Raw genomic sequence first — 17,868 nt, 5'->3', positions numbered from 1 at the left:
CGAGTGACGCCTTAGGCTGCGGGACATGACAGAAACCGCCCCCGGCTCCCCGCTCCTCGGCAAGGCGCTCGTCGAGGAGGCCACCAAGAAGTCAGGCCTCATCTGGGTGCGGGCGGGCGGTCCCGCCCGTGCCCTGTGGCACGTGTGGCTCGACGGCGCCGCGCTGATCGTCGGGGACGGCAGTGGTGAGCAGCCCCTGCCCGGGCTCGTGGACGGCTCCACCGCCGACGTCACCGTACGGAGCAAGGACAAGGGCGGGCGGCTGGTGGCCTGGACGGCGTCCGTCACCGAACTCGCTCCTCGTACGGAGGCGTGGGAGGCGGCCGTCGCGGAGCTGAAGGGCAAGCGGCTGAACGCGCCGGACTTCGACTCGATGACGGAGCGCTGGGCGCGCGAGTCACGGGTGCTGCGGCTGGAGCCGCGCGACGCGATCACCGACATGCCGCAGGATTCTCAGGCGGCGGCGCCGCTGCCGACATCGGCGACGACGCGCCGGCCGGCCCCGGCGGCCGTGCCGCGTCTGCTGTTCAGGCGCAAGAAGAAGCAGGACTGAGGGCAGGGCCGACGGGCGATCCGCAGGGGGCGGCTCAGGTGCCCGGCAGCGTGCTGCCGTAGTCCACCGTCTCGTTCTTGGTGGGTGCCTTCAGGGGAAAGTCCTTGCCCCAGTCGCTGAGTGTCAGCGTCCCCGCGCCGCCCGCCCGCGCCAGTTGCAGCGGGTACGGCGTGCCTTCCAGCGACACGTTCAGCGAGCCGCCCGCGCCCTCGCTGCCGTTGACCTCGATGGTGCGTACGCCGCCGATCTCCGCCCGGTCGCCCTTGCCGCGCTTGCCGTGCAGCCCCAGCAACCCGTCGAGCAGCACGCTCTTGTCGGTGAAGCCCCGCAGCTGCTTGTACGCCGGATCGTCCTCGGGGACCTTCACGTACTTGTCGTCGAGCTTCTCCGCGGCCTCGGCGTCGGCCTTGCTGGGCGGGGTGCTCGTCCCGCCGTCGCCGCCCTTGTCGTCCGCGTGGCTCCAGAAACCGGCGTCCGCCTTGAGGAAAAGCTCGTCCTCGACGCGCAGCAGCTCGAACGTGCCGCCGGTCTTGGAGCTGACCGATCCGGTCCCGCCGGCCTCCTTGAGCGACATGTTGAGCTTGTACGTCTGCCCGTCGGTGACGACCGTGCCCGACAGTCGCACCGCGTCCGCGCTCTCGGCCGCGGCCTTCGCCTTCTTCTCGATCCCGGCGGCCGTCAGTTTGCCGACGCCGTTCGTCCCCGCGTCCGGATCCTCGTCGCCGCCGCACGCCGTGAGCGCGACGCCCATCCCGACACAGAGAGCGATGGGGACCGCGGCCCGGCGAAGTCGGGCGGAGGACCGAAGAAGGGTCACGAACGCACTGCCTCTCATACGTGACGGGGGACGGCAGACCGCAGCGTACCCGTGCCGACCACACCCCTCGACAACGAGCCCCGGCGGCGGATCGCCCGTACCGTACGGACGGATCCGCCAGGGCGGCACGGAGCGGTACGGGCTAGCCTGAACCCGTTGTCGCGGTCGATACGGGGACAGTCACGGGCAAGGCCACGGACAGGGCCGGGCCGCAAAGCAGGGCAGTGCGGGACAGTGCGGGACAGGGACAATCGCGGGCAGGGAGGAGCGCATCATGGCGTCGGGCGCTTCCCGGGTATTCGTCTCTCATCTCGCCGGTGTGCCGGTCTTCGACCCCAACGGTGACCAGGTCGGGCGGGTACGCGACCTCGTGGCGATGCTGCGCGTCGGCGGCCGGCCGCCCCGGGTGCTCGGCATGGTCGTCGAAGTACTCAGCCGGCGGCGGATCTTCCTGCCCATGACGCGCATCACCGGCGTCGCCTCCGGCCAGGTGATCACGACGGGCGTGGTCAACATGCGGCGCTTCGAACAGCGCCCCACCGAGCGCCTGGTCCTCGGCGAGCTGCTGGACCGCCGCGTACAGCTCGTGGAGAGCGGCGAGGAGGTGACCGTCCTCGACGTCGCCGTCCAGCAGCTGCCCGCCCGCCGCGAGTGGGAGATCGGGAAGGTCTTCGTCCGGCGCGGCAGGGGCGGCGCGCTGCGGCGACGCGGCGAGACGCTGACCGTCGACTGGTCCGCGGTCACCGGCTTCACGCTGGAGGAGGACAGCCAGGGCGCGGAGAGTCTCGTCGCGACCTTCGAGCGGCTGCGCCCCGCCGACCTGGCCAACGTGATGCACCATCTGACGCCCAAGCGGCGCGCCGAGGTGGCCGCCGCCCTCGACGACGACCGGCTCGCCGACGTCCTGGAGGAGCTGCCCGAGGACGATCAGGTGGAGATCCTGGGCAAACTCGAGGACGACCGCGCGGCGGATGTCCTGGAGGCCATGGACCCGGACGACGCGGCCGACCTGCTCTCCGAACTGCCCGAGGAGGACAAGGAGCGGCTGCTGGCGTTGATGCGGCCCGACGACGCCGCCGATGTGCGGCGGCTGCTGGCGTACGAGGAGCGGACGGCGGGCGGTCTGATGACGACCGAGCCGATCGTGCTGCGGCCCGACGCGACCGTCGCCGACGCGCTGGCGCGGGTGCGCCGGCAGGATCTCTCGCCCGCGCTGGCCGCGCAGGTCTACGTGTGCCGGGCGCCGGACGAGACGCCGACGGGCAAGTACCTGGGCACGGTGCACTTCCAACGGCTGTTGCGGGACCCGCCGTTCACATTGGTCGGCTCGATCGTCGAGAGTGACCTGCCGCCCCTGGCGCCCGATACGCCGCTGCCCCAGATCACCGGCTATCTCGCCGCGTACAACATGGTGGCCGCGCCGGTCGTGGACGAGAGCGGGTCGCTGCTCGGCGCCGTTACCGTCGACGACGTCCTGGACCACCTGCTGCCGGACGACTGGCGGGAGACCGGGTACGGCCTGGCGGAGGCCGCGAATGGGCGCTGAGCGGGCGGAGAAGGACGCGGCGAGGGAACGGGGCCTGGCGGCCACGGGAGCGAGCGCCGTGGCACGTGGACCGCGCGGACGGCTCGACCAGCCGCGCACGCCGAGGCGCAGACTGCTGCCGGACTACGACCCCGAGGCCTTCGCCCGGCTGTCGGAGCGCATCGCGCGGTTCCTCGGAACGGGACGCTTCATCGTCCTGATGACGCTGGTCATCATCCTGTGGGTGCTGTGGAACATCTTCGCGCCGCCGGCACTGCGTTTCGACGAGTACCCGTTCATCTTCCTGACGCTGGCGCTGTCCCTCCAGGCCTCGTACGCGGCCCCGTTGATCCTGCTGGCGCAGAACCGCCAGGACGACCGGGACCGGGTCACCCAGGAGCAGGAGCGCAAGCAGAACGAGCGCTCCATCGCCGACACCGAGTACCTGACCCGCGAGATCGCCTCGCTGCGGATGGGGCTCGGCGAGGTCGCCACCCGCGACTGGATCCGCTCGGAGCTCCAGGATCTGGTGCGGGACCTCGCCGAACAGCATGTCCTGCCGCCGACGCAACCGCCGCGCAGACGTGACGAATCAGACCGTTCCGAGCACTGACGCGCTTTCCGGGGCGTGCGCGCCGCGCCGTACCATCTCCTTATGGCTACCGACACGCACGGAACCGTCGCCCCCGCGGAGGACGCGGTGCGCGCAGCACTGGCGACGGTGAACGATCCCGAGATCCACCGGCCGATCACCGACCTCGGCATGGTCAAATCGGTCGATATCGGGTCGGACGGCGCGGTGGCTGTCACGATCTATCTCACGGTGTCCGGCTGCCCCATGCGCGACACGATCACCACGAACGTGACGGAGGCCGTCGCCTCGGTCGAGGGCGTCACCCGCGTCGATGTCACGCTCGACGTGATGAGCGACGAGCAGCGCAAGGACCTCGCGGCGTCGCTGCGCGGCGGTACGGCCGAGCGCGAGGTGCCCTTCGCCAAGCCCGGCTCGCTGACCCGCGTCTACGCGGTCGCCTCGGGCAAGGGCGGCGTCGGCAAGTCGTCAGTGACGGTCAACCTGGCGGCGGCGATGGCCGCCGACGGACTGAAGGTCGGCGTCGTCGACGCGGACATCTACGGGCACAGCGTGCCGCGCATGCTGGGCGCGGACGGCAAGCCCACCCAGGTCGAGAACATGATCATGCCGCCGTCGGCGCACGGCGTGAAGGTCATCTCGATCGGCATGTTCACCCCCGGCAACTCGCCGGTGGTCTGGCGCGGACCGATGCTGCACCGCGCGCTCCAGCAGTTCCTCGCCGATGTGTACTGGGGCGATCTGGACGTGCTGCTGCTGGACCTGCCGCCGGGGACGGGCGACATCGCGATCTCGGTGGCACAGCTCGTGCCGAACGCGGAGATCCTGGTGGTCACCACACCGCAGCAGGCCGCCGCGGAGGTAGCGGAGCGGGCCGGCTCCATCGCCGTACAGACCCATCAGAAGATCGTCGGCGTGGTCGAGAACATGTCGGGCCTGCCCTGCCCCCACTGCGACGAGATCATCGACGTCTTCGGGACCGGCGGCGGCCAGCGGGTCGCCGACGGCCTGACGAGGACTACCGGCGCCTCGGTGCCGGTGCTCGGCGCGATCCCGATCGACGTACGGCTCCGGGAGGGCGGCGACGACGGCAAGCCGGTCGTGCTCTCCGACCCCGACTCCCCGGCGGGCGCGGCGCTGCGGTCGATCGCCGGCAAGCTGGGCGGGCGGCAGCGCGGTCTGGCGGGCATGACGCTGGGACTGACGCCCCGCAACAAGTTCTGACACGGAAGGTGCCCTCGTTCGCCGGACGGGCTCGATGAGCGGTCCGGCGAACGAGGGCACCACAGGCCGGTGAACGCGGCTACTCGGCCACGTACGACCTGATGTCGTCGATCACCGAGAACCCGAGGCCGTACGCGCTCATGCCCCGCCCGTACGCGCCGAGGTGCACCCCGTCCTCGGCCGAGGCGGTCGGGCCCGTCGAGCCCGCGAGCACCCAGCCGAATTCGGATTCGCGATAGTGGAACGGCGTCGGCACACCGTCCACGGGCAGCGAGAGCACCGACCAGGCGGAGCCGTTCAGATCGTCGGCCAGCTCGAAGGCCGTCTCCGTCTGCTGGTCCAGCCAGTCGTCACGCAGCGAGTGGTCGAGCTGCGCGGGCCAGGTCGACACCAGCAGCCCCGAACCGGCCAGCCAGGCCGCCGAGGACACCGTCGTGGCGTCGAGCACCCCCGTGCCGTCACCGCTGCCCCGTACGGGGCTCGCGGCGACCGTGACGACCGCCGCGAAGCGCTCCTTCTCCGCGCCCGACGCGTCCGGTCTTATCGACGGCTCGTCGCCGTGTCCCGTGGAACCGTGCTGCACGGTGCCGTCCGCCGCCGTCCCCACCTGCATGAGCCACCGTGGGCCGGTGAACGCGTCGTCCAGTCCGTACCAGGGGAAGGTCGCCCGCAGATAGCCCTCGACCGCGCGCCTGTTCCCCGGCGCGCCGCCGGCCGTACTCCGGGCCCCTGCCCGACTCGTCGTCTCCATCGGTCCGGACCGCCTCCTCCGTCTCGGGGTCCGGAGCGGCCCGCCCTCACGGACGTCTCACTACCGGACAGATGGAGGATAGCCACCCGTTACCGGCTCGCCGGGCAGGGTGGGCCTCAGGTGGCGTCTGCGTCGAAAGGCGGACGATCGGCCTGCTGGGGCTTCTCCTGCTTCTTGAGCAGGTCAGAGGTGCCGGACGGGCTCTTCGTCAGGCTCGTCGGCGCTGCCGCCGTCCCGGTGGTGTCACTCCCGGCGGTGTCGGCGTCCCTGCCGTGGACCGAGTCGGCGACGTCGTTGATTTCCTTCTTGAGATTGAAGCTGCTGCGGATCTCCTTCAGCCCCAGGTCGTCCTCGTGCTCCGACAGCTGCTTGCGCACGAACTTCTTGGGGTTGAGGTCCTCGAAGTCGAAGTCCTTGAACTCCGGTCCCAGCTCGGAACGGATGTCCTCCTTCGCGTTGTCGGAGAACTCGCGCACCTTGCGGATGAAACGGGACACGTCCTGAATGACCTTGGGCAGCTTGTCCGGGCCGAAGACGAGAACGGCGAGGATCACGAGCGTCACCAGCTCAAGCGCGCCTATGTCATTGAACACCTTGCTGCTCCTCGTGTTCTCCGTGCCCGCAGGCGAGACCTCGTCGGCCTGGCCTGTGGTGGGTCAAGGCCCGGGCCGCTCCACGGTACCCGGCGGACCTGGCCGGACGGTACCTTCATTCGGCACTCACCTGCCCTCCGCGCTTCCGAGGACCAGAGTCATGGTCTGCTCTTTACCTCCGCGGGTCAGGGTCAGGTCCAGCTCGTCACCGGGGCGGTGCGAGCGGATCTTCACGATCAGCTCCTCGCCGCTGTGCACCCGCTGGCCGTCCACCTCGGTGATGATGTCGCCGGTCCTGATGCCCGCCTTCGCGGCGGGGCCGCCTTCCTCCACCGCCGGTCCGCCCTCGGCGCTCTTGGCGCCGACCTTGGCACCGTCGCCCGTGTACTCCATGTCGAGCGTGACGCCGATCACGGGGTGCGACGCCTTGCCCGTGTTGATCAGCTCCTCGGCGACACGCTTGCCCTGGTTGATCGGTATGGCGAAGCCGAGCCCGATGGAACCGGCCTGGGCTCCGTCCGGCGTGCCGCCGCCGTCCGCACCGCGGATCGCGCTGTTGATGCCGATGACCTGTGCCTTCGAATTCACCAGCGGGCCACCGGAGTTGCCGGGGTTGATCGGCGCGTCGGTCTGGAGGGCGTCGACGTAGCTGATGTCGCTGCCGTCGCCGTTCTCGCCGCCGGCCGTGATCGGGCGCTCCTTGGCGCTGATGATGCCCGCCGTGACGGTGTTCTGGAGGTCGAAGGGCGCGCCGATGGCCACGACCGGGTCGCCGACCTGGACGTTGTCGGAATTGCCGAGCGGCAGGGGCTTGAGCCCGGAGACTCCGGTGACCTTGACCACGGCCAGGTCGTAGCCGCTGTCCTTGCCGACGAGCTTCGCCTTGGCCGTCTCGCCACCGCTGAAGGTGATCGAGATGTCGCCGGAGTCGCCGGCCGGGTCGACGACGTGGTTGTTCGTCAGGATGTGGCCCTGGCGGTCCAGGACGAAGCCGGTGCCGGTGCCCTGCTCGCCGCCGCCGCTGACATGGAGGGTGACGACGCTCGGCAGGGCGCTGGAGGCGATCCCGGCGACGCTGTCGGCCGGACGGCCGCCGCCGTCGGTGCCCGCCTGGGGCAGTTCGACGCTGGTGAGGCCGCCGTTGCGCTCGACGTACGCGCCGACGCCGCCGCCGATGACGGCGGTGCAGAGCGCGAGTGCCAGGGCGCCGACGAGTCCGATGCCCCGGCGCTTCTTCTGCCGGGACTCGCCGAGGTCGGGGTACGACAGCGGCTGCTGCTGCCCCGGAGCGCTCCAGGGGTCGTACTGGAGCCACTGGGTGGGCTGCGGGTGCTGGTCCTGGGGCGGGGGAAGCTGCTGAGGCTGCGCCTGCGGGTGCGCGAGAGGCTGCGAGTGGGTCTGTGTCCCGGGGGCGGGCACGGGCTGCGGCATCGGCTGCTGGGCGGCCTGCGTCGGCACGCCGTAGCCGGACGTCTGGTGGGGCTGGGGCTGGGCGTGCGGCTGCGGTTGGCCGGGGGCGGCCGGGCCGGTCGGCCCTGCGTAGTGCTGCGGCGGGACGGGCGTGCCCTGCGCCGGGGTGGGCACGGGTCGCTGGACCGGCGGCGCGGGCGCCCACGGGCCGGGGCCGCCGTAGGGCGGTGTGCTGTACGGGTCGGGCTCGTGCAGCGGCTGCGGCCGCACTTGCGTCTCCGCGGGGGCGCTCACCGCGGCGGGGGCGCGCTCGGGCGGGGCGAGCAGATGGTCGTCGGAATCCCGGTCCGGCTCGGCCGCCCGCTCCGGGACGCTGTCGACCGGTTCACCGTGGATCCGTTCGCTGCCGGCCGGTTCGGGGACGGACGCGCCGTCGGGACCCGGCGGGACTTCATCGGTGACCGGCGACAGTTCCGTCGTCTCCTCAGTGTTCCGGCGCTCCGTCATGTCGGGCTCCGGCGGTATCGCGCGTCCCGATGCCGGGCGGCTCCACCACTTCGCCTTGGGTCCGGTGGGCTTCCCGTCGTCCATGCTCTCCCCGCACCTGCTTCGTCCGTGCCCCGACGAGGGCACCCGTGCAGGGATTCAACCAGGTTTACGAATGTCCGCGCAGGGACCCTGTCACCGAGGCCGCGAAAGCGGCACGCCGGACTGTGTGGGCGCGGCGAGGTGCGTGGGGTCGGGCGTGGCCGTGGGTGTGGTCAGTCCGGGGTTCGCCGCCAGCTGGAACGCCGAGCCCGTGGGACGTATCAACGGGGCCGCCGGGAAGTGGTTGAGAACCGCCGACTGGAACGGGTGGGGGGTGAACGGCGCCTGCATCGTGCCCGGAGCGAGCACGGGCGTGCTGTCGACCGACTGCGGAAGGATGGCCCCCTGCTCGCCGCCCTGCCTGCCCCGTGTGCCGCTGCCGGGCGGTGTGGTGGCCCTGGTCAGCGGTGTGATGCTGTTGCCGCCGGCTCCGCGCGCGGCCGTGTCGCCCGTGGCGCCCATGGGCAGCGCGCCGCCCAGCGCCATCGCGGCGAACGACATCGCGCTCGCGGCGGCGAAGGCGAACCTCCGGCCGCGCCACGGTGAGCGCTCGGCCTCCGCGCGCCCCACCTCGTGGATCCTGAAACCCGCGCCGGAGCCGGAGCCACCGCGCAGGGGGGAGACGTGGCCGCCGGTCGGGTCGTAGCCGAAAGCGTCGCTCCTTACACCGAAGACACCGCTGCTGAGAGCCGATCCGTCGAACGGGCCGGGGGCCTCGTCCTCGTCCCGCTCGGACGATCCACCGGGCAGACCCTGGAGCCGGGCGAGAAACCCTTCGGACAGCGGCGGCGGCGCCGACTGCGCGAACGCGCTCTTCAGCCTGCGCTGTGCGTCGGCCTCCGCCTTGCACTTGGCGCAGGTCGCGAGGTGTGCGAGCACACGCTCCCGGGCGTCGTGACCGAGCTCCCCGTCCACCAGGGCGGCGAGCCGGTCCCCCAGGTGCTGCTCGGCGGGGGTCGGTCCTGTCCCACTCATGCGAGTCCGCCCTCCCCGGCCACGCCCGCGAACGTGCGCTGCTCGGCCCGAGCCTCGGGAGAACGGTGCTGAAGGGCCTTCCGCAGGTGCGAGCGACCGCGGTGGATCCGGCTGCGCACCGTGCCGAGCTTCACGCCGAGCGTGGCGGCGATCTCCTCGTACGACAGTCCTTCGATGTCGCACAGGACGACCGCGGCCCGGAATTCGGGGGCGAGGGTGTCCAGCGCCTGCTGCACATCCGCGTCGAAGTGGGTGTCGTGGAAGACCTGCTGCGGTGAGGGCTCACGGCTGGGCAGGCGCTCCGCCGCGTCGTCACCGAGCGCGTCGAAACGGATCCGCTGCTTGCGGCGGACCATGTCCAGGAAGAGATTGGTGGTGATGCGGTGCAGCCAGCCCTCGAACGTGCCGGGGGTGTACGTCGACAGAGACCTGAAGACCCGGACGAAGACTTCCTGGGTCAGATCCTCGGCGTCGTGCTGGTTGCCCGTGAGACGGTAGGCGAGGCGGTACACGCGGGCGCTGTGCGTGCTGACGATCTCCTCCCAGCTGGGAGGCGTCCACGCCTGCGATTCCGCATCCGATGCGAAGGTCGCCGTAACTGCGGAGTCGGTCGAGCGAGAACGGTCAGCGAAGTTGGTCACGGATTTCGGCTCACCGGCCGACCTGAGAAAGCGCTTGAACGCTCCTCCCCGATCCGCAGGCGCAGCCGCACCTCCCCTATCGACTCTGGTGGTGTCCAGCGGAGCACCTACCATAGCCACCTCGCCCGTTAGCTCCGGATAAGAATCTTTGCCTGAATTTGCGCCTGGTCCCAGGTCTTCATCCATGTGTTCCCCCACCCCTTCATAACGCCCGGTCCCATCAGCGGGTTCCCGAGTCCAGCCGATACAGTCACCGGTGCGCCAACTACGGGGACAGGAGAGGGTCATTACCGCCAACCGGCAGACAAGCTGGGCGTTCGCCGACGCTTTTGTCGCCGAGGACGAGGCACTGCGCTGGGCCCGCGACAGGGCCCGGGACATGGGGCTCCGCTCGGTGTCACCGGGCACGGGCGCCGCGCTTCGTCTGCTTGCCGCCACGGCGGACGCCAAGGCGGTCGCGGAGATCGGTACGGGTACCGGGGTCTCCGGGATCTATCTCCTGAACGGAATGCGGCCCGACGGCGTGCTGACCACGGTCGACACGGAGCCCGAGCGGCAGCAGTTCGCCCGCGAGGCGTTCCGCGCGGCCGGCTTCACGAACAACCGCGCGCGCTTCATTCCGGGCCGGGCCCTCGACGTGCTTCCCCGGCTCGCCGACGGCGGGTACGACCTCGTCTTCTGCGACGGGGACCGACTGGAGTGCCTGGACTATCTCGCTGAATCGTTGCGCCTGCTGCGACCTGGCGGGCTCGTGTGCTTCGAGGGCGTCTTCGCCGACGGCCGTACGGTCGATTCGGCGGCCCAGCCGCACGAGGTGCTGCGGCTGCGCGAGCTGCTGCGCACCGTCCGGGAGATGCAGGACGAGCTGCTGCCGTCACTGCTGCCGGTGGGCGACGGGCTGCTCTGCGCCGTACGCCGCTGAGGGGCCGGGCCGTGGGTCCCCGGGGCCCGTCCCGTCCCGTTCGGTGAGTCCGGCCTCGGCGCGCCCCGGAACGACATGAAGCCGCCCCGCCACGGAATTGTCTCCGTGGCGGGGCGGCATGAGAATGCGCGTTCTGTCCGCGTCAGCCGACGACCTTCTTCAGGGCGTCGCCCAGCGCATCCGCCTCGTCGGGGGTCAGCTCGACGACCAGCCGACCGCCGCCTTCGAGCGGAACGCGCATGACGATGCCCCGCCCCTCCTTGGTCACCTCGAGCGGGCCGTCGCCCGTCCGCGGCTTCATGGCCGCCATGCTCGTTCCCCTTCCTGAAACCAGCTCATCGCAGCCGGCGGCCCCATGACAGGCGCTGTGTCACCGGCATCGAACACATTGCTTCCAGGCCATTATCCCGCATGGCGGGACCCGATGACCAACATCGGACGGCATCGCTTGCGCAACGCGCTCTCTCAAAACGACTCAATTCGGCGATCAGCCTGCGATACTTCGCCGCTCTTCACGGCCGAACGGCCGTGGAATGTTTGACGCAGGTCACATGCCGACCTGCGGTGATCTCCGCCATGCTGGGGCCGGACAGGACAGCGGACAGGCAGTCAGAGTCGCAGAGGAGATCCGATCATGGCCGACACGGTGCTGTACGAGGTGAGCGACGGGCTCGCGACCGTCACGATCAACCGGCCCGACGCCATGAACGCGTTGAACGTCGCGGCGAAGGTCGCGCTGCGGGACGCGCTGCGCACCGCCGCCGACGACTCCGCCGTACGGGCCGTGCTCCTCACCGCCACCGGCCGGGCCTTCTGTGTAGGACAGGACCTGAAGGAGCATGTCGCGCTGCTGGCGGCCGACGTCGCCGACGGCAGCGGCGGAACCATGAGCACCGTGCGGGAGCACTACAACCCCATCGTGCGGGCGCTGACGGAGATGCCGAAGCCGGTCGTCGCCGGGGTCAACGGGGTCGCGGCGGGGGCGGGCCTCGGCTTCGCGCTCGCCTGCGACTACCGGGTGGTCGCCGACACGGCCTCCTTCAACACCTCTTTCGCGGGCGTGGCACTGACGGCCGACTCCGGCGTGTCGTGGACGCTGCCCCGCCTGATCGGGCAGAGCAGGGCGGCCGATCTGCTGATGTTCCCGCGATCGATCACGGCGGAGCGGGCGGAGGAGCTGGGGATCGTCAACAAGCTGGTGCCCGCGGCCGATCTCGCGGCCGAGGCGGCGTCGGTCGCGCGCACCCTCGCGCAGGGCCCCACGCTGGCGTACGCGGCGCTGAAGGAGTCCCTGGCGTACGGCGCCGACCACTCGCTGGCCGAGACGCTGGAGAAGGAGGGCGAACTCCAGAACCGGGCGGGCGCGTCGCAGGACCACGGCATCGCCGTCCAGTCCTTCCTCGCGAAGGAGAAGCCCCGCTACGTGGGCCGCTGAGGCGCCCGCCTCGCCTCAGCCCTCGTTGAGCTGCCTGCGGACCAGGCATTCGGCCAGGTGGTCGTCGACCAGGCCGCATGCCTGCATCAGGGCGTACGCCGTCGTCGGGCCGACGAATCGGATGCCGCGCTTCTTGAGCGCCTTGGCCAGCGCGGTCGATTCGTCGGTGACCGCCGGGACGTCCCCGATGGTCTTCGGCACCGGGCGGGTCGCCGGGTCGGGGGCGTAGGACCAGATGAGGGCGTCCAGCTCGCCGGCGGACCAGCCGGCCAGCTCGCGCGCGTTGGCGAGCGTGGCGTCGATCTTGGCGCGGTTGCGGATGATGCCCTCGTCGGTCAGCAACCGGGCGGCGTCCGCGTCGGTGAAGGCGGCGACCGCCGGGATGTGGAACCCGGCGAAGGCCCGGCGGAAGCCCTCTCGGCGGCGCAGGATCGTGATCCAGGAGAGGCCGGACTGGAACGCCTCCAGGCACAGCCGCTCGAAGAGCGCGTCGTCGCCGTGGACGGGGCGGCCCCACTCCTCGTCGTGGTACGTGACGTAGTCCTCGGTCGACAGGCCCCAGGGACAGCGCAGCTCGCCGTCCGGTCCCGCCACCGCGCCGCCTTCGGTCACCGCTGGTCCTCCGCGCCCGGGTTCTTGAAGAGGTCGGGCCGGGCGACCGCGGTCGCCTGGGCGCCCGCGAGGGTGGACTCCAGCTCGGCGATCCGGGAGTCGCGCTCGGCCAGCTCCGCGCCGAGCCTTGCCAGCACCTCGTCCACGTCCGCCATCCGGTAGCCGCGGGGCGCGACCGGCAGCCGCAGGGCCTCGATGTCGGCACGGCCCACCGGGCGTGTCGCGGGCAGCGGGTCCACGAGCTGTTCGGGCGCGGACTCGGGCAGCACCTCACGGTCGCCGCCGCCGACGACCGCCAGGGTGACGGCGGCGACCACCACGACCATCGCGACGAGCAAGAACAAGAACACGTGCTTCTCCCCGGGGCAGGAAAACGTCCGGTGCCGATCGTGCCATGCGGCGCGGACAGCCGGGAGTGACGGTTAGGGTCGGCGGCGACAGGACGGGCGGCAGAAACGGGTGGTGACCAGGGGATGAGCAGCGGCACTCTGCGGCTGGGGCGGCGGGAGTTCGACGCGTACGAGCCGGTGATCATGGCCATCGTCAACCGGACTCCGGACTCCTTCTACGACCGGGGCGCGACCTTCCGCGACCAGCCCGCGCTCGACCGGGTGGAGCAGGTGGTGTCCGAGGGCGCCGCCATCATCGACATCGGCGGGGTGAAGGCGGGGCCGGGTGACGAAGTGACGGCGCGGGAGGAGGCGCGCCGTACGGTCGGTTTCGTCGCCGAGGTCCGCAGGCGGTATCCGGACGTGGTGATCAGCGTCGACACCTGGCGGCACGAGGTCGGCGAGGCCGTCTGCGAAGCGGGCGCCGATGTGCTCAACGACGCCTGGGGCGGGGTGGATCCGGCGCTCGCCGAGGTCGCGGCACGGTACGGCGCGGGCCTGGTCTGCACGCACGCGGGCGGGGCCGAGCCCCGGACCCGGCCGCACCGGATCGCGTACGACGACGTGCTCGCTGACATTCTCCGGGTGACGCTCGGGCTGGCCGACCGGGCCGTTGAGCTGGGTGTCCGCCGGGACGGGATCATGATCGATCCGGGGCACGACTTCGGTAAGAACACCCGGCATTCACTGGAGGCGACGCGCCGGCTGGGCGAGATGGCCGAGACCGGCTGGCCGGTACTGGTCTCGCTGTCCAACAAGGACTTCGTCGGCGAGACGCTCGACAAGCCGGTGAAGGAGCGGGTGATCGGCACGCTCGCGACGACCGCCGTCTCGGCCTGGCTCGGCGCGCGGATCTACCGCGTGCACGAGGTGGCCGAGACGAAGCAGGTACTGGACATGGTGTCGTCCATCGCGGGCCACCGGCCCCCGGCGGTGGCCCGCCGGGGGCTCGCCTGACCCCGTTGATCCCGTCGACGACGCGGACGCCGCTACTTGCCGGTCTCCTTGGTCACCAGCGCCACCGCCTCGTCCACGTCGTCCGTGACGTGGAACAGCAGCAGGTCCTTCTCGGACGCCTTGCCCTGCGCCACGACCGTGTCCCGCAGCCAGTCGATGAGCCCGGACCAGTACGCCGTACCGAACAGGACGATCGGGAAGCGCGTCACCTTGCGCGTCTGGACCAGCGTGAGCGCCTCGAACAGCTCGTCCAGCGTGCCGAGGCCACCGGGCAGAACCACGAAACCCTGGGCATATTTGACAAACATCGTTTTTCGGACGAAGAAGTAACGGAAGTTCACGCCGATGTCGACGTGCGGGTTGAGCCCCTGCTCGAAGGGCAGCTCGATACCGAGTCCGACGGAGACGCCCTTCGCCTCCCGCGCGCCCTTGTTCGCCGCTTCCATCGCGCCGGGACCGCCGCCGGTGATCACCGCGAAACCGGCCTCGACCAGTGCCCGGCCGATCCGGACACCCGCGTCGTAGTCCGGTGAGTCGACGGGGGTACGTGCCGAGCCGAAGACGCTGATGGCGCCGGGCAGTTCGGCGAGCGCGCCGAAGCCCTCCACGAACTCCGACTGGATGCGCATGACCCGCCAGGGGTCGGTGTGCACCCACTCGGAGTCGCCCTCGGTGTCCAGCAGCCGCTGGTCGGTGGTGCCCGGCTGAACCTGGTCCCGGCGACGCAGCACCGGCCCGAGTCGCTGCGTGTCCGGCTTCCGTGCTTCCTCAGGACTGCCCATGGACTGCTCCCTCCGCTGCTGTGCCAGTTCCCGGCCAGCGTAGATCCATGGAGGTGACAAACGGCGAAATTCCGGCGGTCGGTCCGGCTCCCCCGCCCCACCGACCGCCCACCGGCCACGTACCGACCGGCCGCCGAAGCCTCCTTACGAGGTCAGCCACTCCCGCAGCCGGTTCTCGCAGTGCGTGATCCGCTCGACGGCCACGTGCTCGTCCCGCTTGTGGGCGAGCAGCGCGTCCCCCGGACCGTAGTTGACCGCCGGCACCCCGAGCGCGCCGAAGCGTGAGACGTCCGTCCAGCCGAACTTGGGCTGCGCGGTACCGCCCACGGCCGCCATGAAAGCGGCCGCGGCGGGGTGCGAGAGGCCGGGCAGGGCCGCGCCCGAGTGGTCGTCCACGACGAACTCCCGGACCCCGCAGTCGGCGAACACGGCGCGTACGTGCGCCACCGCCTCCTCCTCGCCGCGGTCGGGCGCGTAGCGGTAGTTGACCACCACGGTGCAGACGTCGGGGATGACGTTGTTCGCCACGCCTCCCTCGATCGCCACGGCGTTCAGGCCCTCCCGGTACTCCAACCCGTCGATCACCGGGCGGCGCGGCTCGTACGCGGCGAGGCGGGCCAGGATCGGCGCGGCGGCGTGGATGGCGTTGGCTCCCATCCAGCCGCGCGCCGAGTGCGCCCGCTCGCCCTCCGTACGGAGGTGGATCCGCAGCGTCCCCTGGCAGCCGCCCTCGACCTGCGCGTCGGAGGGTTCGAGCAGGACGGCGAAGTCCGCCTCCAGGAGATCGGGGCGGGCGGCGGCCACGTGGCCCAGTCCGTTGAGGTCGGCGGCGACCTCCTCGTTGTCGTAGAAGACGAAGGTGAGGTCGCGGTTGGGCGCGGGAACGGTCGCGGCGATGCGCAGCTGGACGGCGACGCCCGACTTCATGTCGGTGGTGCCGCAGCCCCAGAGGATGCCGTTCTCGTCGAGCCTGGAGGGCACGTTGTCCGCGATCGGGACGGTGTCGATGTGCCCGGCCAGGATGACGCGCTCGGCCCGCCCCAGATCCGTACGCGCCACGACGTTGTTGCCGAACCGCTCGACGGTCAGATGCGGCAGGGCGCGCAGCGCCTCCTCGACGGCGTCGGCGATGGGCTTCTCGTCGCCGCTGACGGACGGGATGTCGACGAGCCGGGCGGTGAGCTCCGGGGCGTCCAGCGTGAGGTCCAGCGTGGTTCCAGGCTTCGTTTCGGGCATGGCCAGACCCTACGGCGTGGCCGGTGTCCGGCGGGCGCGGAAGGGGACGGGCGGACGGGCCCTGCTCGACCGGCGGTGCCGGTACGGTGTCTGCGTGTCCGAGACCGCCTCCCCTCCCCGCCGCGGGCGACTCCTTCGCCTCGCCGCCGCGTTCACCGTGCTCCTGGCGCTGGCCGGCTACGTCGCGGTGCGGTACGTCTCCGGCGACAGCGGCCCACCGCGCTGCACCGCGCGGGCCGCCGAGTCGTCCGACGGCGACGTACCCACGTACGACATGAGCCCGGAGCAGGCCGCGAACGCCGCCACGATCTCGGCGGTCGGCACCACGCGCGGCATGCCCGAACGCGCCGTCACGATCGCCCTGGCGACCGCTCTCCAGGAGTCGGCGCTGCGCAACATCGACTACGGCGACCGGGACTCCGTCGGCCTCTTCCAGCAGCGTCCCTCGAAGGGCTGGGGCACGGTCGAGCAGATCCTCGACCCCGTCTACTCGGCGGGGAAGTTCTACGCGGAGCTGGCCGAGGTCCCCGGCTATTCGCGGCTGCCTCTCACAGAGGCGGCGCAGCGCGTGCAGCGCAGCGGTTTCCCGCAGGCGTACGCGAAGCACGAGCCGGACGCCACGCTGCTGTCCGCCGCGCTCACCGGCCGGTCCGCCGCGACGCTCACCTGCACGGGCTCGGGTGACGGCGAACCGGGCGATCCGTCGAAGGTACGGGCCGCCCTGTCGCGCGCCTTCGGGCCGGAGGTGCTGCCGAGCACCGCGGGCGCCGATCCGGCCGCCGGGGGCGGCGAGGCGGGCGGACAGACGGACCGGCAGGCGGACGGACAGGCCGACGCGAAGGGGCCGGCCGAGGTCGCGGTGCCGGTCGGCGCCTCGGACAGGGCCCGTGGCTGGGAATTCGCCCACTGGGCGGTCGCGCGCTCCGCCGACCTGCGGATCGCCGAGGTCTCGATCGGGAACCGGGTGTGGAGCGCGGCGAAGTCCGGCCAGGGCTGGCGGAAGACGGAGGGCCATTCGGGTCCGGAGAAATCCACCGCGAACGACGTTCGAATGCGTATCGCGCAGTAGTACGGCGAGGCCACCCGGACGGGTTAGCCGCGGTAGATCCGGGCGGCATTGCGCGGTCTCACCGGACGGTTCCCTTGCGCGGCACCAAATCCCTTGTGGCGAAAGTGAAGTGACGGTTCGCCAGGTTTCCGCGCCGAGGATCATTTGACCGTTTTTATCCGTAGCCGATAATGCGACGCATTACCAATTCTTTACTCTTGTACACCGCAACCTTCGGTGCCCTCGGAGGGGTTGTCACTGCGTCCGCTCAGTGGACACGACAATTTTCTCTCCCGTCGAAGGAGCATCATGTCCCTCCCCCTGGCCCGTCGGATCGCCCGTGCCGCGCTGCTTGTCGCGGCGGGCGCAGCCCCCGTGGTCGGTGCGGCCGGCTCCGCCAGCGCAGTAGCCCTCCCGCAGGCCGCCGACCTCGGCGGCGTTTCCCAGCTGGACGGCGCCGCGCTCGGCAGCACCCTCGACAGCGGCGCCCAGAAGGCGACCGGCGTGGCGGGCGAGGCGGGCAGCGATGCGGTCGCCTCGTCCGTCCCGGCGGCCGGCAAGACCCTCGGCGGCGTCGCCAGGAAGGCGACCCCCGTCGCCCAGCGGGCGGCCGGTGAGGCCGCGGGCGGCGCCGGTGAGACCCTCGGCGACGCGGCGACGTCCGCCACCGAGAACGGTCTGCCGACCGACTCCCTCGGTGGCGGCCTGCCCACCGACAAGCTCCCGGTCAACACCCTGCCCCTCGGCTGATCCGAGCCCGCCGAGAAGCACACGTACGTGAAGGGGCCCGGGGAGTACGTACTCCCCGGGCCCCTTCA

Annotated in this window: 20 protein-coding genes; 9 read left to right on the top strand and 11 right to left on the bottom strand. The window is 71.3% G+C overall.

The genetic code is table 11. The features are described from left to right. Window positions 1–25: 25 nt before the first annotated feature. Window positions 26–553 carry a hypothetical protein gene (locus tag ACFWHU_RS10660; protein WP_387224628.1) on the top strand — a complete coding sequence of 176 codons (528 nt, stop codon included), beginning with the start codon at window positions 26–28 and terminating at the stop codon, window positions 551–553. A 34-nt stretch (window positions 554–587) separates the two neighbouring features. Here ACFWHU_RS10660 and ACFWHU_RS10655 read toward each other — a convergent pair whose 3' ends face one another. Further along, window positions 588–1,388 carry a hypothetical protein gene (locus ACFWHU_RS10655; protein WP_387224627.1) on the bottom strand — a complete coding sequence of 267 codons (801 nt, stop codon included), beginning with the start codon at window positions 1,386–1,388 and terminating at the stop codon, window positions 588–590. Window positions 1,389–1,644: 256 nt separating this feature from the next. Between ACFWHU_RS10655 and ACFWHU_RS10650 the strand changes: the two genes are divergently transcribed. The 3 genes from ACFWHU_RS10650 to ACFWHU_RS10640 are packed head-to-tail and all read left to right on the top strand — an operon-like array spanning window position 1,645 to window position 4,711. After that, window positions 1,645–2,916: a magnesium transporter MgtE N-terminal domain-containing protein gene (locus ACFWHU_RS10650; RefSeq protein ID WP_385799739.1), complete on the top strand. Its 1,272-nt coding sequence runs from the start codon at window positions 1,645–1,647 to the stop codon at window positions 2,914–2,916. Next, the gene (locus ACFWHU_RS10645) at window positions 2,906–3,508 is read left to right on the top strand and encodes a DUF1003 domain-containing protein (RefSeq protein WP_387224626.1); all 603 of its coding nucleotides are present in this window, start codon (window positions 2,906–2,908) and stop codon (window positions 3,506–3,508) included. Before ACFWHU_RS10650 ends, ACFWHU_RS10645 begins: the two co-directional genes overlap by 11 nt. A gap of 42 nt (window positions 3,509–3,550) precedes the next feature. Continuing rightward, entirely contained in the window at window positions 3,551–4,711 is a 1,161-nt protein-coding gene (locus ACFWHU_RS10640; RefSeq protein WP_385799735.1) for an Mrp/NBP35 family ATP-binding protein, read from the top strand. Between the two features lie 79 nt (window positions 4,712–4,790). On the opposite strand, the gene ACFWHU_RS10635 is transcribed toward ACFWHU_RS10640, so the two are convergent. From ACFWHU_RS10635 to sigE, 5 genes are all read right to left on the bottom strand, one after another. After that, complete coding sequence (locus tag ACFWHU_RS10635; RefSeq protein ID WP_385799733.1) at window positions 4,791–5,462, bottom strand: hypothetical protein; 672 nt, start codon at window positions 5,460–5,462, stop codon at window positions 4,791–4,793. Window positions 5,463–5,578: 116 nt separating this feature from the next. Next, the gene (locus ACFWHU_RS10630; protein ID WP_385799731.1) at window positions 5,579–6,055 is read right to left on the bottom strand and encodes a sec-independent translocase; all 477 of its coding nucleotides are present in this window, start codon (window positions 6,053–6,055) and stop codon (window positions 5,579–5,581) included. Window positions 6,056–6,181: 126 nt separating this feature from the next. Continuing rightward, complete coding sequence (locus ACFWHU_RS10625; protein WP_387224625.1) at window positions 6,182–8,056, bottom strand: trypsin-like peptidase domain-containing protein; 1,875 nt, start codon at window positions 8,054–8,056, stop codon at window positions 6,182–6,184. A 90-nt stretch (window positions 8,057–8,146) separates the two neighbouring features. Continuing rightward, window positions 8,147–9,028, bottom strand: coding sequence for an anti-sigma factor family protein (locus tag ACFWHU_RS10620; RefSeq protein ID WP_387224624.1), 882 nt, complete (start codon window positions 9,026–9,028; stop codon window positions 8,147–8,149). After that, window positions 9,025–9,783, bottom strand: a complete 759-nt coding sequence (gene sigE / locus ACFWHU_RS10615) for an RNA polymerase sigma factor SigE (protein ID WP_385799880.1) — start codon at window positions 9,781–9,783, stop codon at window positions 9,025–9,027. The genes ACFWHU_RS10620 and sigE overlap by 4 nt, the downstream gene beginning before the upstream one ends. Window positions 9,784–9,925: 142 nt before the next feature. Here sigE and ACFWHU_RS10610 point away from each other — a divergent pair, with 142 nt between their 5' ends. After that, window positions 9,926–10,591, top strand: a complete 666-nt coding sequence (locus tag ACFWHU_RS10610; protein WP_356595863.1) for a class I SAM-dependent methyltransferase — start codon at window positions 9,926–9,928, stop codon at window positions 10,589–10,591. A gap of 142 nt (window positions 10,592–10,733) precedes the next feature. On the opposite strand, the gene ACFWHU_RS10605 is transcribed toward ACFWHU_RS10610, so the two are convergent. Continuing rightward, entirely contained in the window at window positions 10,734–10,901 is a 168-nt protein-coding gene (locus ACFWHU_RS10605; protein WP_003966491.1) for a DUF3117 domain-containing protein, read from the bottom strand. A 324-nt stretch (window positions 10,902–11,225) separates the two neighbouring features. Between ACFWHU_RS10605 and ACFWHU_RS10600 the strand changes: the two genes are divergently transcribed. Continuing rightward, a complete protein-coding gene (locus ACFWHU_RS10600; RefSeq protein ID WP_387224623.1) occupies window positions 11,226–12,026 on the top strand; it encodes an enoyl-CoA hydratase/isomerase family protein in 801 nt (266 codons plus the stop codon). Window positions 12,027–12,041: 15 nt separating this feature from the next. On the opposite strand, the gene ACFWHU_RS10595 is transcribed toward ACFWHU_RS10600, so the two are convergent. Together ACFWHU_RS10595 and ACFWHU_RS10590 are read right to left on the bottom strand one after the other, a co-directional pair. After that, window positions 12,042–12,638, bottom strand: a complete 597-nt coding sequence (locus ACFWHU_RS10595) for a DNA-3-methyladenine glycosylase I (protein ID WP_387224622.1) — start codon at window positions 12,636–12,638, stop codon at window positions 12,042–12,044. Continuing rightward, a complete protein-coding gene (locus ACFWHU_RS10590; protein WP_385799721.1) occupies window positions 12,635–12,988 on the bottom strand; it encodes a DivIVA domain-containing protein in 354 nt (117 codons plus the stop codon). Before ACFWHU_RS10590 ends, ACFWHU_RS10595 begins: the two co-directional genes overlap by 4 nt. 123 nt (window positions 12,989–13,111) lie before the next feature. On the opposite strand from ACFWHU_RS10590, the gene folP reads away from it, so the two are divergent. Further along, window positions 13,112–13,984, top strand: coding sequence for a dihydropteroate synthase (gene folP / locus ACFWHU_RS10585; RefSeq protein ID WP_387224621.1), 873 nt, complete (start codon window positions 13,112–13,114; stop codon window positions 13,982–13,984). Between the two features lie 32 nt (window positions 13,985–14,016). Here the strand turns inward: folP and ACFWHU_RS10580 are convergent, their stop codons facing one another. Together ACFWHU_RS10580 and dapE are read right to left on the bottom strand one after the other, a co-directional pair. Next, window positions 14,017–14,766: a TIGR00730 family Rossman fold protein gene (locus ACFWHU_RS10580; protein ID WP_385799717.1), complete on the bottom strand. Its 750-nt coding sequence runs from the start codon at window positions 14,764–14,766 to the stop codon at window positions 14,017–14,019. Between the two features lie 144 nt (window positions 14,767–14,910). Then, on the bottom strand, window positions 14,911–16,002 hold the full coding sequence (dapE, locus tag ACFWHU_RS10575; protein ID WP_387224620.1) for a succinyl-diaminopimelate desuccinylase: 1,092 nt from the start codon (window positions 16,000–16,002) through the stop codon (window positions 14,911–14,913). A gap of 94 nt (window positions 16,003–16,096) precedes the next feature. Here dapE and ACFWHU_RS10570 point away from each other — a divergent pair, with 94 nt between their 5' ends. Then, window positions 16,097–17,071: a hypothetical protein gene (locus ACFWHU_RS10570; RefSeq protein WP_387224619.1), complete on the top strand. Its 975-nt coding sequence runs from the start codon at window positions 16,097–16,099 to the stop codon at window positions 17,069–17,071. A 288-nt stretch (window positions 17,072–17,359) separates the two neighbouring features. Continuing rightward, entirely contained in the window at window positions 17,360–17,800 is a 441-nt protein-coding gene (locus ACFWHU_RS10565) for an ATP-binding protein (RefSeq protein WP_385799712.1), read from the top strand. Window positions 17,801–17,868 lie beyond the last annotated feature (68 nt).

It is taken from the genome of Streptomyces sp. NPDC060366 (assembly GCF_042725135.1).
Classification (GTDB): domain Bacteria; phylum Actinomycetota; class Actinomycetes; order Streptomycetales; family Streptomycetaceae; genus Streptomyces.
The sequence above is the reverse complement of the archived record's forward strand: the minus strand, read 5'-3'. Positions and strand labels throughout refer to the sequence as shown.

Bases quoted from the DNA above. Each gene is read 5' to 3' on its own strand.
- ACFWHU_RS10655 (WP_387224627.1), bottom strand. From the start codon at position 1,388: ATGAGAGGCAGTGCGTTCGTGACCCTTCTTCGGTCCTCCGCCCGACTT.
- ACFWHU_RS10565 (WP_385799712.1), top strand. From the start codon at position 17,360: ATGTCCCTCCCCCTGGCCCGTCGGATCGCCCGTGCCGCGCTGCTTGTC.
- ACFWHU_RS10645 (WP_387224626.1), top strand. From the start codon at position 2,906: ATGGGCGCTGAGCGGGCGGAGAAGGACGCGGCGAGGGAACGGGGCCTG.
- ACFWHU_RS10640 (WP_385799735.1), top strand. From the start codon at position 3,551: ATGGCTACCGACACGCACGGAACCGTCGCCCCCGCGGAGGACGCGGTG.
- ACFWHU_RS10580 (WP_385799717.1), bottom strand. From the start codon at position 14,766: ATGGGCAGTCCTGAGGAAGCACGGAAGCCGGACACGCAGCGACTCGGG.
- dapE (WP_387224620.1), bottom strand. From the start codon at position 16,002: ATGCCCGAAACGAAGCCTGGAACCACGCTGGACCTCACGCTGGACGCC.
- ACFWHU_RS10620 (WP_387224624.1), bottom strand. From the start codon at position 9,028: ATGAGTGGGACAGGACCGACCCCCGCCGAGCAGCACCTGGGGGACCGG.
- ACFWHU_RS10625 (WP_387224625.1), bottom strand. From the start codon at position 8,056: ATGGACGACGGGAAGCCCACCGGACCCAAGGCGAAGTGGTGGAGCCGC.
- ACFWHU_RS10600 (WP_387224623.1), top strand. From the start codon at position 11,226: ATGGCCGACACGGTGCTGTACGAGGTGAGCGACGGGCTCGCGACCGTC.
- ACFWHU_RS10660 (WP_387224628.1), top strand. From the start codon at position 26: ATGACAGAAACCGCCCCCGGCTCCCCGCTCCTCGGCAAGGCGCTCGTC.
- sigE (WP_385799880.1), bottom strand. From the start codon at position 9,783: ATGGTAGGTGCTCCGCTGGACACCACCAGAGTCGATAGGGGAGGTGCG.
- ACFWHU_RS10650 (WP_385799739.1), top strand. From the start codon at position 1,645: ATGGCGTCGGGCGCTTCCCGGGTATTCGTCTCTCATCTCGCCGGTGTG.
- ACFWHU_RS10635 (WP_385799733.1), bottom strand. From the start codon at position 5,462: ATGGAGACGACGAGTCGGGCAGGGGCCCGGAGTACGGCCGGCGGCGCG.
- ACFWHU_RS10605 (WP_003966491.1), bottom strand. From the start codon at position 10,901: ATGGCGGCCATGAAGCCGCGGACGGGCGACGGCCCGCTCGAGGTGACC.
- folP (WP_387224621.1), top strand. From the start codon at position 13,112: ATGAGCAGCGGCACTCTGCGGCTGGGGCGGCGGGAGTTCGACGCGTAC.